The following is a 15,967-nucleotide window of genomic DNA, read 5'->3' on the forward strand; positions in this document are numbered from 1 at the left end:
GTGCGCTGACTCCTAGACAAGCATTCAGGATTCAATCGATGAAACAACTTACCTTGCTGGCGAGCCTGTGCGGCTGCCTGTCCGTCAACGCCTGGGCACAATCCACCGTGGATCTGGCGCCGATCACCATTGACGGCGAGTCCAGCGCCGAACCCGGCCTAAGCCTCGACCAGTCCAGCGGCATGGCCTCGCGCCTAGGCCTGAGCGTACGCGACACCCCGGCTTCGGTGGCCATCGCCAACCGCAACGACATTGAGCGCCACGGTGCGCAGAACTTCCAGGACGCCGCCAACACCCTGCCCGGCGTCAACGCCAGTGCCCCGCCGGGGTTTGGCGGATTCGTGTCCTATCGCGGTTTTACCAGCAGCCAGATCACCCAGATGTTCAACGGCGTCAATGTCTCTGGTGGTTTGGCGCGGCCGGTGGACTCGTGGATCTATGATCGGGTGGAGCTGGTCGGCGGCCCGTCGTCGCTGATCAACGGCGCCGGTTCGGTGGGCGGCTCGCTGAACTACGTGACCAAACTGGCCACTCGCGACGAGCAAGCCGCCGAAGGCCGGGTCAGCTATGGCACCTACGACACCACCGAAACCGCGTTCGGCCTCAACCACGCCCTCAGCCAGCCCGGCGCCGACGTGCAGCATTACGCCCGCCTCGACGTCAGCCACAACACCAGCAACGGCTACATCGACCGTCAGGAACGCGATGCCTGGAGCATGGCGTTCTCTCTGCTCAGCGACCTGACGCCAAACCTGTCGCACACCCTGGCCCTGGAATACCAAGACGAACACGAAGACAGCCCGTACTGGGGCACCCCGGTGCTCAACCCCAAGGCCGGCGAGTTGAAAATCGACCGCCACAATCGCTTCAACAACTACAACGTCGAGGACGGCCGCTACGAGCAACGGACGATCTGGGTGCGCTCGATCATCGATTACCGGATCAATGACAGCACCACCCTGCGCAACACGCTCTATCACCTCGACAGCCAGCGTGATTACCGCAACCTCGAAACCTACCAGTACAACGCCGACAACAGCGCCGTGAACCGCTCCACTGCGTATCAGGTGCGGCATCAGGGTGAGCAGGACGGCAATCAGTTCGAACTGCGCCACGACAACACGCTGTTCGGCCTCGACACCACCTGGTCCGGCGGCTTCGAGTACAAGGTCAACCAGACCACCAACTCGCCGCTCAACGTCAAAGGCGCGAGCACCGTGGACCCGAACAATTATCGCCCGGGGCACTTCTATGACATTCCGGGCACGAAGCCGGGATTTGTCAGCGACAAAACCAACGAGGTCACCACCAAGGCGTTGTTCGCCGAAAACCGCCTGGCACTGACTGACAAACTCTCGTTGCTCACCGGCCTGCGCTATGACGACATCGATCTGGACGTGACCAACCATCGCACGGTGACGGCGAGCAACCCGCGCCACCTCAAGCGCAGTTGGGAACCGGTCACCGGGCGCGTCGGCCTGACCTACCAGTTCATTCCATCAGCCAACGTTTATGTGCAATACAGCACCGCCGCCGAGCAACCCGGTGGTACTCAGGACTTCGATGTTTCAACGGGCAAGCAATGGGAAATCGGCAGCAAGTTCGACTATCTGAACGGTCGCGGTTCCGCGACAGTCGCGGCTTACACCATCGAGCGCAAAGACTTTGCCGTCACCGATCCACTGGACCCGACCAACAGCATTCCGGTCGGCCAGCAGACATCCAAAGGCATCGAGATTGCCAGCTCACTGCGGATCACTGACAAGCTGCTGGCCGAGGGCAATTTTGCCTGGGTCGATGCGCAATACGATGAGTTCAACGAGAAGAACGCCGCCGGCGTGGTGGTATCACGCAAGGGCAACACGCCGACCAATGTGCCGGATCGGGTCGGCAATCTGTGGCTGACCTATGACTTTTCGCCACAGTGGCAAGGCGGGGTTGATGCGCGGTATGTGGCCTCGGTGTATGCGGATAATGCCAACACCATGACCGTACCGTCGTACACGTTGTTCGGGAGCTTCCTCAGTTACAAGGTCGATACGCACACCACTATCACCGGCCGCGTGCGTAACCTGACGAACGAGGTGTATGCCGAATTCGCCCATGTGTCGCCGGCTTACTACCTGGGCACACCGCGCACCTTTGAACTGGCAGTGCAGACCCGGTTCTGACTCAACCTGGCGAGGGAGCAAGCCCCCTCGCCACTTCACTACAAACCTGCCTGCACCTTCTCCGCCACATCCTTCGGCAACCATGCCTGCCACACGTCCGGATGGGCCTTCATGAACGCCTCCGCCGCTTCCCGTGGCGGGGTGTGTTTCTCGCTCATATCGGCCAGTGCCTTGTTCAAATCGCCGATCGGAAAATCGACCTTGCTGAAAAACGCCGCGATCTGCGGGTATTGCTTCTGAAACGGTGCAGACACCCCGATCGACAGTTTCGAGGCCAACGAACGGGTCGGTTTCGGGTTGGGATTGTCGGCGTCGGTCAGGGTCTTCCAGGCCTCGGCGTCGAACGGTGGCTCTTCCAGTTGCACCAGTTTGAACTTGCCGAGCAACGGCGTCGGCGACCAGTAATAGAACAGTACCGGTTTGCCCCGGCGGATCGACGAACTGATTTCGGCATCCAGCGCCGCACCGGAGCCGCTGCGGAAATTGGTGAAGTCATCCTGCAGCCCATAAGCCGTGAGCTTCTGCTTGTTCACCACTTCCGACGTCCAGCCGATCGGGCTGTTGAGGAACCGCCCCTTGCTCGGGGTTTCCGGGTCCTTGAACACGTCCTTGTACTTCTTCAGATCACTGACACTGCGCAGGTCCGGCGCCAGCGGCTTGATGCCTTTGGCGGTGTCGCCCTTGATCACGTACTCAGGCACCCACCAGCCTTCGGTGGCACCCTTGACCGTATCGCCAAGGCTGGCGACCTTGCCTTCGGCCTCGGCCTTGACCCACACCGGACTGCGCCCGGCCCACTCCTCGCCGATGACCTGAATGTCATTGTTGGCCAGCGCGGTTTCCAGGGTAATGGTGGTGCCTGGCAACGTATCCGTCGGCAGGCCATAACCCTTCTCGACGATGATCCGCAGGACATCGGTGATCAGGCTGCCGCTTTCCCAGTTCAGGTCGGCGAAGTGAATCGGGGTCTGCGCCGCACTGACCGCCGGCACCGCAGCCATCAAGCCGAATGTGGCCATAAAAGCGGCCAGCAACCGTCGAAATCCGTTCATGCTTTTGCACCTCGTGCTGTTCACAGCAATAGCAGGAAGGCCTGGGGCCTCTGAATACTCAGTCAACTGACTGTAGACGAGGTTCCTGCTTTTTCAGGGGCATGACACGGACAAGGCTACTTTTCAGACATTTCCTTCAAGCGTTGAAGCTCGCGTCTGACCATGCTGGCGTATTCAGCAGGCTGCAAAGCGTAGATCTGCGAGGCGACCCAACCGAGCCAGGCACCCTTCAATTCGGTCTTTGCATCGAACAGGCGCCGGGCTTCGTCGCGGGCGCTATCGAGGTTCTGCAGATGGAAATCGGCGCGACTCACGCCCGTCACTCGCTGGCCTTGAAGGTCACCAATTCGCCCTTGCGCCACTTGGCGGCCTTGGCAGTGACAGCCTTGAGGGTCTTGGTCAGGCCTTCCTGTAGCTGCTCGTTGGCGGCGAACACCGTAACTGCGCTATGGCCTTCCTTGAATACGATGGCATGGCCATCGGCCGTGGTGACGAAGGCATAGTCGCCCAGGCCGTACACGGTCATTTTGATCTCGCGAAAACGGATGTCCATCTTGCCGCCTTCACGGCTGGGCAATACCGAAGCGCTGAAATGGTCGCCGACCTTGAGCTTGAGGCCGGGCTTGTCGTCGACCACCAATGCGCTTTCGGTGTCGATTTCGGCAACGTAAATGCCTTCGGCGTTTTGCTCGGTGATGTAAACAAAACGCGATTGAAACTGCTTGACCAGCTTTGCCCGCAAATCACCCAGCACGAACAAAGCATGCATATCGAGGTTACTGACTGCCAAAGAAACATCCCCACACTTGAAAGAGTGCCGCACGCGAAAAACGCGCACGACAGTAAAAACGGCCAGGCCGATGGTGTTGCGCAATGACTCGAATAAAAGCCTGAACGAGCCAAGTGCTCATTCAACGCGAGGTTCACAAGACTACTGGAATGCCACTCGCGAAACCTGCAAAGACGTTCTCCAAATGTTGAAGGAAAACGCCTCACGGTCGGCCAGAGAAAACTGACTACGAACTTTAGGGAAAAAACTCACCAAGAAAAGCACTTTTCCGACATATCGCACGCAAAAAATTGCTTTAGATAACGTCATGCCGTCAACAGGTGTTGGCGATTCTAGAGCAGCGACGCTGCTCGCGACTACCCGCAACCGTCTGTAAATGCGGGTCAATCCATGAAAAGGACTTCATATGTGCACTTTGACCCACTTTGCCGTGGCCCACGAACCACCCTTTGTCTTGAATGGCCCAAGCCTGGGGACTGACTACGCACCGGAACGATGTGGCCGGGAGCCACTGTTTCAGGTGGTCCCGGCCGGCAACGCCTTTTTCCATATCAGGGAAAAGTCGACAGGTCGCGTCAGAGGTTTCCGTGAGGATCACAACGCAGCCTGTGCTCTCGCCCGCTCGCTGGAGTCACGGGCAGCACACGGCCATTAAGCGCAATCAGTGCAGGCTGTCAGCGGATTCGGCTCCCAACTGCGCAAGCCACGCAGCCCTGCACTCCTCCGCCTCGCCACGACTGGCGAACGCCGTGCCCCGGCGCTCGCCATTGAGCAGTACCACCCAGCAGACGCTTTGCCCCATCGCACGCAGCCCGGCCGGAACACCGCTGCCGATCATCACCGCGACATCGACTCTGCATTGCATGCTGACCTCCCGAATTCATTAGCAACCTAACTATGCAGGCATGTTAATGATTTCAATCAAGAGGAAAAAGCAACGCTCGTGCACAGCTTAATTGCAGTTCCGGCAACAATGCCTCACCGCGGGTTCTCTGGTTTGTACCCAAGTCGCAACCCGCCCCAGTGCCGCCCCTTGACCATGATCGGCACCGACAAGTCGTGCATCAGCTCGCCGGTATCGCGAGTGTATGTCTGCAACAGCACCGGTTGCTGATGGCTGCCACAGCGAATACCGGTGCGGTCGGCGAACTTGCGCTTGGTGCGGTTGTGCACGGTATCGACCTGCACATCGCCGGTCAGCGGTTGGCTGAACGCCTGGTTGTGGGTCGGTACATAACCTTGCTGCGTGCAGGCGATGGCGAACACCAGACCCTCATGGCACGGCAACAGTGGCTCCTGAATCGCCGGCAGTACCTGATCGGTGTAGCGGTCGAAACGAGTCTGGAACTTGGCAGGCTGAGTGTTCGGGATCGGCTGGTACTGGCGGTCGAACAAGTCATCAAGGCTGATCCGGCCCTGCTCGATATCGGCCTCGAAACGCGCGGCAATCTGCCCCGCACCTTCTCGGGCCAGGTCGTAGATGCGCTGGTGATAGTCATCCAGACCGACTTCGGCCAGGCGCTCGCTGATGGTTTCTGCCTGCCCCTCCATCTGCACCGCCGCCTCGGCCAGGCGCCGGGTCTGCTGATCGCTGATCGCCAGATCGCTGCGCATCTGCTCGATGGCGGTGAACAGGCTGTCGAGTTGCTCGCGATTGGTCTCGGCACCGCGGGCGATTTCACCGACCTGAGTTTCAACCCCGGCAGCCAGTCGCGCGATGTTTTCCAGGTGCTGGCCGGTGTGTTCGACCTGCTCGACACCGGTGTGCAAATCGTCGGAGAGCTGGCGGATCTGCTCCACCACCTGCGCCGTGCGTTGCTGGATGTCGGCGACCATCTCGCCCACTTCACCGGTGGCCGTCGCCGTACGAGCCGCCAGACCGCGCACCTCATCCGCCACCACCGCAAAGCCGCGCCCATGCTCGCCGGCCCGGGCCGCTTCGATGGCGGCGTTCAATGCCAGTAAGTTGGTCTGACTGGCAATGGACTGAATAACCAGCGTCACACGCTGGATGTCGTCGCTGCGCTGACTCAAGGCTTCGATAAGTTCACGACTGGCATTGGCGCGCTGACTGAGTTGATGCATGCGCGAAATGGAATCGACCAGTTCGGTCCGCCCCGCTGCGCTGCTGTGGTGAGCTTCACTGGCGGCGCCCAATGCTTCGCGGCTGAGTTGGGAAGTGGCTTGTTCAGTGGCGATCATGACTTCGGCGTTGTTGACGATCTGCGCGGCGGCGTCGAGTTGCGATTGCAACTTGCCGGCCAGTTCCTTGACGGAAAACGCCACGCCGGCGGCTGACAGCGCGTTATGACTGGTGGTGTAGGAAAGATCGCGAGTCAGCTCGGACATCGCATTGCTGCTATCGACCGGTTGCGCATCGGGGACCGCTCGGGAGCGCAGGCGCGGCAGCCAGACGATCAGTACCGCCAGCGGCATGCCCACGTATAACGGCCATTCGCCCAGAGTCATCCCGGCCAGCAACAGCATCAGGGCGATGCTTTGCAGGGTCGGCGTCAACCAGCGATTCTTCGGCAAAACAACTGGTGCAGGCAGAGCCGCAACCAGAGATCCATCTCTCGTCATTTCGTTACCCCACGCTTGTTCTCATTGTTGTGGCTGCATTAAACGCCACTACAAGGCCATTATCCATGGTCCGTTAGTCGTGGGTCTGTGGCAGGTCAATGGAACGGTGCGGGGATTTCCGGCAGACGAGAAAAAGCAAAGATCGCAGCCTTCTGCCGCTTTAAATAAGAGCTGCAGAAGGCTGCGATCTTTTCGCGACGACCCACACTGAAGGGGTCGCCTCAGGAATCAGGCCTGACGCTGGTGCTTGTCGATCTGCTCGTGACGCTCTTGAGCTTCGATGCAGTACTTGGTGGTCGGGCTGATCAGCAGGCGTTTCAGGCCGATAGGCTCGCCGCTGTCGTCGCACCAGCCAAAGCTGTCTTCCTTGATACGCTCAAGGGCTTGTTCCAGTTGCGGCAGCATGCGCTGGTCGCGATCGATCGCGTTTACCAGCCAGGTGCGCTCTTCTTCCACCGAGGCGGCGTCCGCCGGGTCAGCCGGGGTGTCCAGGCTCTCGATGGCAATACGGTTCTGCTCAATGCGCTCATGGGTTTCGACTTTCATGTTCTGCAACAGCTCGCTGAAGAAAGCGTGTTGCTCGGCATTCATGTAGTCATCTGCCGGCATGGCCAGCAACTTGTCCTTTGTCATTGATATCTCTATAAAAAAACGTGCATTAAGGCGAATTAGGGAGCGTTCCGGCGAACCGCCTGCGGTCATCGGAAAGGCATCGTTTATTGCAAACGCCACCCGGCACTCAATTTACGAAGGGGCGGCAGTCTAAGGCCCGTTTGAGGCCTCAGCAACTGTAAATACAGGGAATTTGTCCGACAAAGCCCGGAAAGTGCTCTGACACAGGCTTCACGGCGGTCATCGGAGTGCGTTTATAGCAAGAAATTCAGTCGAACGGATGTATATAGAAGACAAACGGCGGATGAGCGGCGCTTTGTCGCATTTCTTTACAATCCCCGACGGCAAAACCAGCCTGCTCCCAAGACTGACATTTTTTCCAACCTCAGCTACGTTATGCCCTCCCCCGGTTCGACTTGAAGGAACGCGTCATGAAACTGATCGGCATGCTGGACTCCCCTTACGTGCGCCGCGTGGCGATCTCCGCCAAGTGCCTCGGGATCGAACTGGAACACGACCCGGTGTCGGTGTTCCGCCACTTCGAGCGATTCCAGCAGATCAACCCGGTGGTCAAGGCGCCGACCCTGGTGCTCGACGACGGCCAGGTACTGATCGACTCGACGCTGATCCTCGATTACCTCGAAGCCCTGTCCGGCAAAACCCTGCTGCCCACCGACCTGCCACAACGCGTGAAAGCCCTGCGCCTGATCGGCCTCGGTCTCGCCGCCTGCGAAAAAGCTGTGCAGCTCTACTACGAACGCAACCTGCGCCCGGCCGACATTCAATATCAGCCGTGGGTCGAACGCGTCGAAGGCCAACTCGCCGCCGCCTTCTCTGCCCTCGAACACGAGCTGCAAAAACACCCACTGCCCACCGACGGCACCCTCCAGCAGGACGGCATCACCCTCGCCGTCGCCTGGAGCTTCACCAACCTCGTCGTCCCCGACCAGATCGACGCCGGACGATTCCCGCGCATCGCTCAATACACCGCGTACGCCGAAGGCCTCCAAGCGTTCATCAGTACCCCGATGACCTGACCATGAGCACAACCGAAACCGCCGCCCCGGCCCTGAAAGAAATTTTCAACGCCGAACGCCTGCAACACATCGCCACAGAAATGAGCGCCGTGTACCCGGCGTTCAAGGCCAAGGCATTTCTCAAGCACGCCAACGACGGTCTCGCCGACCTATCCGTCATGCAACGCATGGCCCGCGTCAGCGAAAGCCTGCACGCCGTGCTGCCACTGGACTACGAAGATTCCCTCGCCGTACTACGTGAACTCGCCCCGCGCCTGAACAGCGGCTTCGTCAGCATGTGCCTGCCGCACTACGTCGCAAGCTACGGCACGCACGCGTTCGGCACCTCGATGGAGGCCCTGAAGTACTTCACCACCTTCGGCTCCTCCGAATTCGCCATCCGCCACTTCCTGCGCAGCGACCTGGAGCGCTCGCTGGAACTGATGCACGACTGGGCAAGAGACGAAAATCACCACGTCCGCCGCCTCGCCAGCGAAGGCAGCCGCCCTCGCCTGCCATGGTCGTTTCGCCTGGAACCGGTGCAGGCTGATCCGCGCTTGGCCGCCGGGATTCTTGATCGACTGAAGGCCGATGAGAGTTTGTACGTGCGCAAGTCCGTGGCGAATCATTTGAACGACGTGACCAAGGAACATCCGGAATGGGTGCTGGATACGGTTGAGGGATGGGCGCTGGAGAACAAACATACAGCGTGGATTGCGAAGCATGCGTTGCGGAGCTTGATCAAACAGGGGGATTTACGGGCGCTCACCGTTATTGGTGCGGGGGCCAAGGCTGAGGTTGAGTTGCTGGATGTGAAGGTTGAACCGGCGGTTGTGCGGCTCGGAGAGACGATCACTTTGTCATTCACCGTGCGGTCGTTGGTGCCGGTGGAACAGCGGTTGGTGATTGATTATGCGATTGACTATGTGAAGGCGAATGGTGGGACTTCGGCCAAGGTTTTCAAGTTGAAGACGTTGGTGTTGGCGGGATTTGGGAGTGAGGTTGTGGTGCGGCGGCAGGTGATTAAGGATTTCACTACGAGGAAGCATTATGCGGGGGGGCATGTGGTGCATGTGATGGTTAATGGAAAGGGAATAACAAGTACCGCATTCAATGTAGTTATTGAATAACACTTAAAATCATGCCAGACGCGAACTTCAACTTAAAAGTCTTCTCCGATCAGCGACCAAAACTGACCAGCCCAAAAATCAATAGCCAGAAAACAAAAAATATAGAAACTCAACCTTTGAGCATGACCCATTCCGAATATAAAAACTCCAGCTCACAAATAACAGAACCTTATTAAATCAATACAAAAGAGAAAATATCATCATAAAAAAGGAATGTTACGATCGCAACAACCTGCAGGAATCAGGCCTACGTGAAATTTCACAACAACACAAAGACTAAACAAAAAACAATGAAAACCCATAAACCAAACCAACACGTAAGGGGCGTATCTATTGAAATATATACCGCCCCAACGGATATCATTTAGCCTCTTCTCAAACCCACTAATTAATTTCTACCATCAAGCGCGAACTGTACCATTAGTCAGATAAGAAATAAATCTATCATAGTAAAAACCATCGCACTCACCCACCCACTGCCTTAGACGCTCACTTGCAAAATTTCCCGCAAGTAATGACTCACGCGTACAATCATTAACAACCGACAACTCAGACAGCTCCTTAATTATCTTTTCTTTATCCGGACATTGGTAACTTCTTTTTATTACTCTTTTACCCGTCAGTCGCTGAACCTCAACCGAAAGTTCCTCCCCCCTATACACACAGGCATCCACGAGTATGTAAATCGCGTCAGAAAAACTGAGAATCTCACTATCCACCGCACAATTAAACTCTGGAGATTTAGAATTATTCCGACCAAACCTAATATTTAACTCACGCTCAAACGCTATATTCCTTCTTTGGTTAACATTTTGCGTTTGATTTGCATCAGCAAACTGAAATATCTTTTCAAAATCTTGGGAGTCTTTTAAGCATTCATTATCTCTATCGAAATCACGAGCACCGGCAGATCTCAGTGTGATTGACAAATCAGTAACCGACCTCAAAATGTTAGGTTTCATTACAATTTGAATTGGTCCATAAGGATTAGGTTGCGATCTTGTTTCCGGCTTAGCAAATTGCCGACCAAAATCCGAAAAATTACCAAATACCTTATCCCAAACCTTGTTCTCTTTATCAATCGCGTCCGTATCAAAAACCGTGAAATCGAGACCACTATTAAGCAGCTTATTGCGAGATGGAACACCTCCCAACTTTACATAAGATCTAAAATCCTTAAGCTGACAAGCATGAAACAAATTAGCGCCCCGCGCTTCCAAAACCCTAACAATCTTCTCTACTTCATTCGCATCTGTAATTGCCATAGCTCACTCCTTGCTAAATTAGGCTGCCTTGATTTTTCATTATTTTGTTGTATCTATCAAAAGAACCATCCAACTCCTCAGCAATAGCTAAACCTTTAGAAAATAATAGCTCATGTAAAAAAACGCACGCATCAGACCAGATAGCCTCAGCCCTCCCCTCTCCCAACCCCTCACTCTCGAACCTCCACTTTTTTTCTTTTTCCCACCACCAAGAAAATTGGAGATTTTCGCACTTTGCACTTTCTAAATAAAACTGAACCCATCCTAGCCCTCCTTTATCCAAGCTGAATTTTTCGGCGCATTTCAATAGCGATCTTTTGCCTAAAGAAGTATGTTTATCTATAGCAACCCAATAAGGAAAGAACGCAGAATTTGACGACTCATTCATCACTATTTGCGGAACATCTCCAATAATAGATAAATATGCACTCGCCAGCGTAAAAGCTTTATCCCATGGCCACCCCGCCATTTTAAAACCACTTTCTGCATTAGCTAAAAACTTTAAATCTTTACTATCCATCTGATTTTTTTTCACCCAGGACCAAAAATCATCAGGTCGCCTTATTGCTTCCGCCACAATTTTAATATGCTTACTATTTATGTCATCTCCTACAATTACACTCTCGACTCCTTTTGATAACTCATAAGCCAAGCTACCCAAGCCTGCTGCGTTTTTGTTTTTCGAGCAGCTCGCCAAATCCATATATTGTTTTATTAGCACTTCTTCATTAGTCGTAAACGTGAGCTCACCCAAATACATCCACGATTCTTCACAAGCGATGACCCCAAGTCTGTTTCTAAGCCAAGTTGCTTCTCCTTTCTGTAAAAGGTGAACCACAACTTTTTCTACGACTGATACAGCCCCTCGCCGCACAGCCTTCTGCAATAAAGACCTACAAACCTGGTTATCTGTAACAGCTCTAATACTTTTCATAGGCGATCAAATATAGAACCAGAGGACGGAGTAAAAATTTTATGATAAAGCCGTGTAGCATAATCATCAGTGGTACCAGACAGATAATCACAAACCACTCGCAAGTTGAACCCAGACTCTCTAAAACGCTCCCTATATTTCAATGGCAAAAGGCGATCTGGATTATTAGCAATAGCTTCAAACAAATCCATTATCATCTGCTGCCCCTTATATTCCAGCGTTTGAACCTCTGGAATTGATATTACATTTTTACGTATAAACCCTTGAAGGAGATCTAAACTGGCTCTAGCCTCAGCATCAATTGCCGCTGAGTAATCGTATATCGAATCAGAGAACAACCCAGATCCGGAGACAGTTGAAGCCGTTATGAAGTGATTAACCAATTCACCGATGGCCTTTTTTCGACGCCTATTAACACCTGAAAACAGATCCAACGTTAAATCATCAATTTTACTTTCTAAACTATACTTCCCCAAAGAACTTTTTATCGGCTCTACAACTTCCAAACCCCACGAGCCTATCGTTACCAACCCCAATGCTATTGCATCTTCTAAGTCATGGACTCCATAGGCAATATCATCAGCAATCTCCATAATACTGCAGTCGAGAGACTTATACTTTGTTTTACTATGCTTACCTTCAAAACTATCAAGTGACGAAAACAACTGCCGCTCACTTAAACCTAGGCCCTTTAAAATCCAATCAAGCGATGAGACACCAGAGTCAAATACACATTTTGGAGGCTTATAGCCATCGATGTTTTTTCGCCCCCCAGCACTATAAGCCTTTAAATTCACCACTTCACTGTAAGTTGCCGGATACTTTAGGACGCCTAGTAACGATCTCCTAGTGAGATTCAACCCAGCTTGATCCGAGTACTCACCCAATTCCGTACATACTCTGAGAGTTTGAGCATTCCCCTCAAAACCACCACTTTCCCTCATTGAATAATTCAATGCAACTTCGCCTCCATGCCCGAATGGAGGATGTCCAATATCATGCGCCAGACCTATGGTCTCTATCAACTCCTTGGAAGGCAAAAACTTTGTCTTACCTACCTCATCTCTATGCTTGTAACTTAAAAACTCCACAAGCCCACTACCAAGTTGCGCAACTTCTAAGGAATGGGTCAGCCGAGTTCTATAAAAATCACTCTCCCCAAGGCCAAGAACTTGGGTTTTACCTTGTAGTCGACGAAAAAAAGCAGAATGAATTACCCTTGCCCTGTCGCGAGCATACTGGTCTCTATCGAAGTTATCGTTACCAATATTCTCAATTCGTTCTTCCCACATGCGCCCTCCTAACAGTACACGATACTAAAGTTGTATTGACACAGCCCTTACATTTGCGCCCCACAGCAAAATTGACGCGCAGCTCATAATTAATAATGGCTTTTAGCCACAAACACAAGCAGTTTGGAAAGGCGGAGGCGACCAGAACCGATTTTTTCGAGCACAGATTCCATTCATCACTGAAATAAAAACGGTGACTATTTCCTTTGCTCGTCCCAATGATTACAACTACCACGTAGAACACCAAACCTATCGATATAACGCTTAGCCGTTTCACTGACATTTATAAACATAACGCCCTTCGTTTTTGCCCGGAGGGTCGACACTAATGGCTCAATTTCAGCTTGTGTCCTTGCGACTTTCTTAGCCTGATAGCATGAGCCTATTTCCCAAGCCCCACGAAATAATGAGACAGATTTAATTTTTTTGAATTTTCAAGCGTTCAGAGCCCGGTAAAGCACCGGATTTTTGACTACTACCCCCTCCCTTTGCCAACAATGGTGGCGCCGAGCCACGAATGCTAAGGTTCAGCCTCAAAACCAGGGACGACACCTCGTGCACAAACAATGTCTGGCAGCAGCAGTAACCTTCGCCATCAGCTTTTCCGCTCTTGCCTCTCCCGTGCCGCAGGAAGAGCTAGAAGAGTGCCAACGTATAGAAAACTCGGCCAAACAGGTCATGAAAACCAGACAGCAAGGCGTGCCCATGGCTTCGGTGTTGGAACTGGCCGAAGCGACAGGTAAGCAGAACGAGTATGTGGGTGAGGTGTTCAAGTCGTTGATCCGCGAGGCGTACGAGATTCCTCAATACTCAAGCGAGAATTTGCAGCAGAAAGCGATCAGCGATTTCCATTCCAATTTCTACAAGGCTTGCATCGTGACGGCGGAAAAGAGAGCAAACGCCAACGGCTGAGCTCAAAACAAAAAAGGGAGCAGATTCAGGTAGTGAATCTGCTCCCTTTTTACTGAAGGACAGCCTTAAGTCTTCAGTTCGACGTTATCCAACGCCTGATTCACCGCCAACTCCCCGAGCATCACAATCTGCGCAATCCCTATCGCAGTCTTACGGTGAGCGGGCTCCAGCGTGGCCGCAAAGTTGTTGAGCATTTCGCTGGCCGAACCGAGAGATTCGCTGGCGTTGGCGAGCAGTGATTCGATGTCGTACGCCGGATTGGCCAGGTACATCGGATCGTGTTTGTGGTGACTCCCCATGACCCGTTGCTGCGGAGTGAGGTAATGATCGAGCGCGCGTTCGGCGGCCTCGTTCAAGGTTCGGGAGTCGGGGAATTTATAGGGGGAAACCGGATCGGTTTCCGGGGGATTCGGTGTTGGTTTGATCATGGTGAAACTCCTGATTCTTCAATAGGAGCTACCAGCATCACTTGCAGATGATGGGTGGCAGCCATGTGCGGGTCTGCAAGACCGGGAAACCAGGCACCCGGCAGACCCGAGGGTCTCCCGCACAAAGCCGCCATTGAGCGGACGCGAACGAGCGTCCTTTTGGCAGGCTGTGCGACTGGTTTTCCGGCGGGCTTGCAGACCCGATCACTGATTGGCAGTAACGGGAATCAAGTTACGGTCGGGGGTCCAGACGCACAAGCCGGCGGATTCTGTCTTAGGTGTAGGGGACGGCGCAAGGCGCTGTGGGCATCCGGGTGTGACTGTAGGACTGGTTTAAACAACCAATGCGCACCGCGTTTAACTCCGGACAAAAGCCGGACTGTCACCCAGTCCGGCGCCCTCATCACAAAAGCATGTTTCAGTTTCCGGGCCAAAGCGCCCCATCACCTTCACCAGCACTAAAACCCGCCCCCTCAATGTGATAAACCTGCGGCTCCTCCGAAAAATACCCCTCCAGCCCCAACATAAAGACCCTGTGATCCTCCCCCGCCTCAAAATCCGTATGAGCCTCAAGCGATTCCCACCGCACAATCAAGTTGAACCGCTCCGGCGTTTCAATACCCTGCGCAAGCATGTGCCCGCCGTACCCCTTTGCCCGGCGTAGCAAAGACGCAACCTGGCCAAATGCACGCCGGAACTCATCAACACGTTCTGCGTGAACAGGCAACAAAGCGATCTCATAAATCATGACGCATCCCCCACAGAACCCGCCCGAAGCGCCGGCTCGACCGCAATCGCAATTTTCCCCTGAAGACCATTGTTGGGACTTTCCAACCGAGCATGGGCCAGCGGAATCTCCGCAAGCGAATACACCGCGCCAACATGTGGCCGCAGTTGACCGCGTTCCACCAGGGCACTCAATTCATCGAGCTTGCCGCGATTCTGGCGAGTAAAAACGAAGTGATAGCTCGCGTTCTTGCCCCAGGCCTGAACCAGGTTTTGTGGCCGGGCGATGTCGACGATCGAGACCACGCGGCCAAGTTGTGCGAGGGCGTCGGGGCTGCGCGACAGGGTGTCGCCGCCGATGGTGTCGAACACCACGTCCACTCCGAGGCCATTGGTTTCTCGCAGGATGGCGTCGACGTAGTCTTCCTTTTCGTAGTCGATGACCACATCGGCGCCCATGCGGCGGACGAACTCGGCGTTTGCTTCGCGCGCGGTGGTGAACACTTTGGCGCCCATCGCTTTGGCGAGCTGAATGGCGACGTGTCCGACGCCTCCTGCGCCGCCGTGGATCAGAATGCTCTCCCCCACTCTGAGCGCCGCCCGCACGATCAGGGCTTCCCATGCCGTCCCGCCCACCAGGCTCAGACTGGCCGCTTCGAGATGGCTCAGCGAGCGCGGCTTTTTGCCGATGATGCTGGCGGACGCCACGTGGTTTTCGGCATAGCTGCCGGGGCCATCGAAGATTTGCGGCGTGTACCAGACTTCGTCGCCCGGTGCGAAAGCCGTCACGCCCGGGCCAACCGCTTCGACTACGCCGGAGATGTCATGTCCGGTGATGGCCGGCAGTTGTACCAGGTCGGGATAGTCGCCGCGTCGGACCTGGTAATCCAGCGGATTGATCGAGGTGGCGTGTACCCGGACCAGCACTTGCCCCGCTTCCGGCACGGGCTTGGGTACGTCGCAGAGTGTGAACGATTCCGGGTTGCCAAATGATTCAAGCAGCATCGCTTTCATGGTAAGTCCTCGTATCGATAATAAGGGATATCGAGATATCTC

At 54.5% G+C, this 15,967-nt stretch carries 17 protein-coding genes; 5 read left to right on the forward strand and 12 right to left on the reverse strand.

The genetic code is table 11. The features are described from left to right. Positions 1–38: 38 nt before the first annotated feature. Positions 39–2,171: a TonB-dependent receptor gene (locus AC3WRD_RS15615; protein WP_102620899.1), complete on the forward strand. Its 2,133-nt coding sequence runs from the start codon at positions 39–41 to the stop codon at positions 2,169–2,171. 38 nt (positions 2,172–2,209) lie between these two features. On the opposite strand, the gene AC3WRD_RS15620 is transcribed toward AC3WRD_RS15615, so the two are convergent. The 3 genes from AC3WRD_RS15620 to AC3WRD_RS15630 all read right to left on the reverse strand — a co-directional run bounded on the left by AC3WRD_RS15620 (position 2,210) and on the right by AC3WRD_RS15630 (position 4,013). After that, positions 2,210–3,223: an ABC transporter substrate-binding protein gene (locus AC3WRD_RS15620; RefSeq protein ID WP_102620898.1), complete on the reverse strand. Its 1,014-nt coding sequence runs from the start codon at positions 3,221–3,223 to the stop codon at positions 2,210–2,212. 116 nt (positions 3,224–3,339) lie between these two features. After that, complete coding sequence (locus AC3WRD_RS15625) at positions 3,340–3,537, reverse strand: hypothetical protein (RefSeq protein ID WP_102620982.1); 198 nt, start codon at positions 3,535–3,537, stop codon at positions 3,340–3,342. Between the two features lie 5 nt (positions 3,538–3,542). After that, a complete protein-coding gene (locus tag AC3WRD_RS15630; protein WP_007950541.1) occupies positions 3,543–4,013 on the reverse strand; it encodes a hypothetical protein in 471 nt (156 codons plus the stop codon). Between the two features lie 406 nt (positions 4,014–4,419). Here AC3WRD_RS15630 and AC3WRD_RS15635 point away from each other — a divergent pair, with 406 nt between their 5' ends. After that, the gene (locus AC3WRD_RS15635; RefSeq protein WP_102620897.1) at positions 4,420–4,668 is read left to right on the forward strand and encodes a hypothetical protein; all 249 of its coding nucleotides are present in this window, start codon (positions 4,420–4,422) and stop codon (positions 4,666–4,668) included. A gap of 6 nt (positions 4,669–4,674) precedes the next feature. On the opposite strand, the gene AC3WRD_RS15640 is transcribed toward AC3WRD_RS15635, so the two are convergent. From AC3WRD_RS15640 to AC3WRD_RS15650, 3 genes are all read right to left on the reverse strand, one after another. Beyond that, complete coding sequence (locus AC3WRD_RS15640) at positions 4,675–4,878, reverse strand: hypothetical protein (protein WP_096820153.1); 204 nt, start codon at positions 4,876–4,878, stop codon at positions 4,675–4,677. Between the two features lie 113 nt (positions 4,879–4,991). Then, positions 4,992–6,596 carry a methyl-accepting chemotaxis protein gene (locus tag AC3WRD_RS15645; RefSeq protein WP_102620896.1) on the reverse strand — a complete coding sequence of 535 codons (1,605 nt, stop codon included), beginning with the start codon at positions 6,594–6,596 and terminating at the stop codon, positions 4,992–4,994. A gap of 228 nt (positions 6,597–6,824) precedes the next feature. Beyond that, positions 6,825–7,229: a TraR/DksA family transcriptional regulator gene (locus AC3WRD_RS15650; RefSeq protein ID WP_007935965.1), complete on the reverse strand. Its 405-nt coding sequence runs from the start codon at positions 7,227–7,229 to the stop codon at positions 6,825–6,827. Positions 7,230–7,639: 410 nt separating this feature from the next. Between AC3WRD_RS15650 and AC3WRD_RS15655 the strand changes: the two genes are divergently transcribed. Continuing rightward, entirely contained in the window at positions 7,640–8,245 is a 606-nt protein-coding gene (locus AC3WRD_RS15655; RefSeq protein WP_102620895.1) for a glutathione S-transferase, read from the forward strand. A 2-nt stretch (positions 8,246–8,247) separates the two neighbouring features. Further along, positions 8,248–9,354: a DNA alkylation repair protein gene (locus AC3WRD_RS15660; RefSeq protein ID WP_102620894.1), complete on the forward strand. Its 1,107-nt coding sequence runs from the start codon at positions 8,248–8,250 to the stop codon at positions 9,352–9,354. 401 nt (positions 9,355–9,755) lie between these two features. On the opposite strand, the gene AC3WRD_RS15665 is transcribed toward AC3WRD_RS15660, so the two are convergent. The 3 genes from AC3WRD_RS15665 to AC3WRD_RS15675 are packed head-to-tail and all read right to left on the reverse strand — an operon-like array spanning position 9,756 to position 12,845. Next, positions 9,756–10,619, reverse strand: a complete 864-nt coding sequence (locus AC3WRD_RS15665; protein ID WP_102650852.1) for a hypothetical protein — start codon at positions 10,617–10,619, stop codon at positions 9,756–9,758. 13 nt (positions 10,620–10,632) lie between these two features. Beyond that, positions 10,633–11,553, reverse strand: a complete 921-nt coding sequence (locus AC3WRD_RS15670) for a hypothetical protein (protein WP_146013088.1) — start codon at positions 11,551–11,553, stop codon at positions 10,633–10,635. Continuing rightward, on the reverse strand, positions 11,550–12,845 hold the full coding sequence (locus AC3WRD_RS15675; protein WP_102622042.1) for an anti-phage deoxyguanosine triphosphatase: 1,296 nt from the start codon (positions 12,843–12,845) through the stop codon (positions 11,550–11,552). Before AC3WRD_RS15675 ends, AC3WRD_RS15670 begins: the two co-directional genes overlap by 4 nt. A gap of 555 nt (positions 12,846–13,400) precedes the next feature. On the opposite strand from AC3WRD_RS15675, the gene AC3WRD_RS15680 reads away from it, so the two are divergent. Continuing rightward, the gene (locus AC3WRD_RS15680; RefSeq protein WP_102622043.1) at positions 13,401–13,757 is read left to right on the forward strand and encodes a hypothetical protein; all 357 of its coding nucleotides are present in this window, start codon (positions 13,401–13,403) and stop codon (positions 13,755–13,757) included. A gap of 65 nt (positions 13,758–13,822) precedes the next feature. On the opposite strand, the gene AC3WRD_RS15685 is transcribed toward AC3WRD_RS15680, so the two are convergent. The 3 genes from AC3WRD_RS15685 to AC3WRD_RS15695 all read right to left on the reverse strand — a co-directional run bounded on the left by AC3WRD_RS15685 (position 13,823) and on the right by AC3WRD_RS15695 (position 15,925). Further along, complete coding sequence (locus AC3WRD_RS15685) at positions 13,823–14,185, reverse strand: DUF6124 family protein (protein WP_102622044.1); 363 nt, start codon at positions 14,183–14,185, stop codon at positions 13,823–13,825. A gap of 418 nt (positions 14,186–14,603) precedes the next feature. After that, positions 14,604–14,933, reverse strand: a complete 330-nt coding sequence (locus tag AC3WRD_RS15690) for an antibiotic biosynthesis monooxygenase family protein (protein WP_102622045.1) — start codon at positions 14,931–14,933, stop codon at positions 14,604–14,606. Next, a complete protein-coding gene (locus AC3WRD_RS15695) occupies positions 14,930–15,925 on the reverse strand; it encodes a zinc-dependent alcohol dehydrogenase family protein (RefSeq protein WP_102622046.1) in 996 nt (331 codons plus the stop codon). The genes AC3WRD_RS15690 and AC3WRD_RS15695 overlap by 4 nt, the downstream gene beginning before the upstream one ends. Between the last annotated feature and the right edge of the window lie 42 nt (positions 15,926–15,967).

Source organism: Pseudomonas sp. FW215-R2, assembly GCF_058789255.1.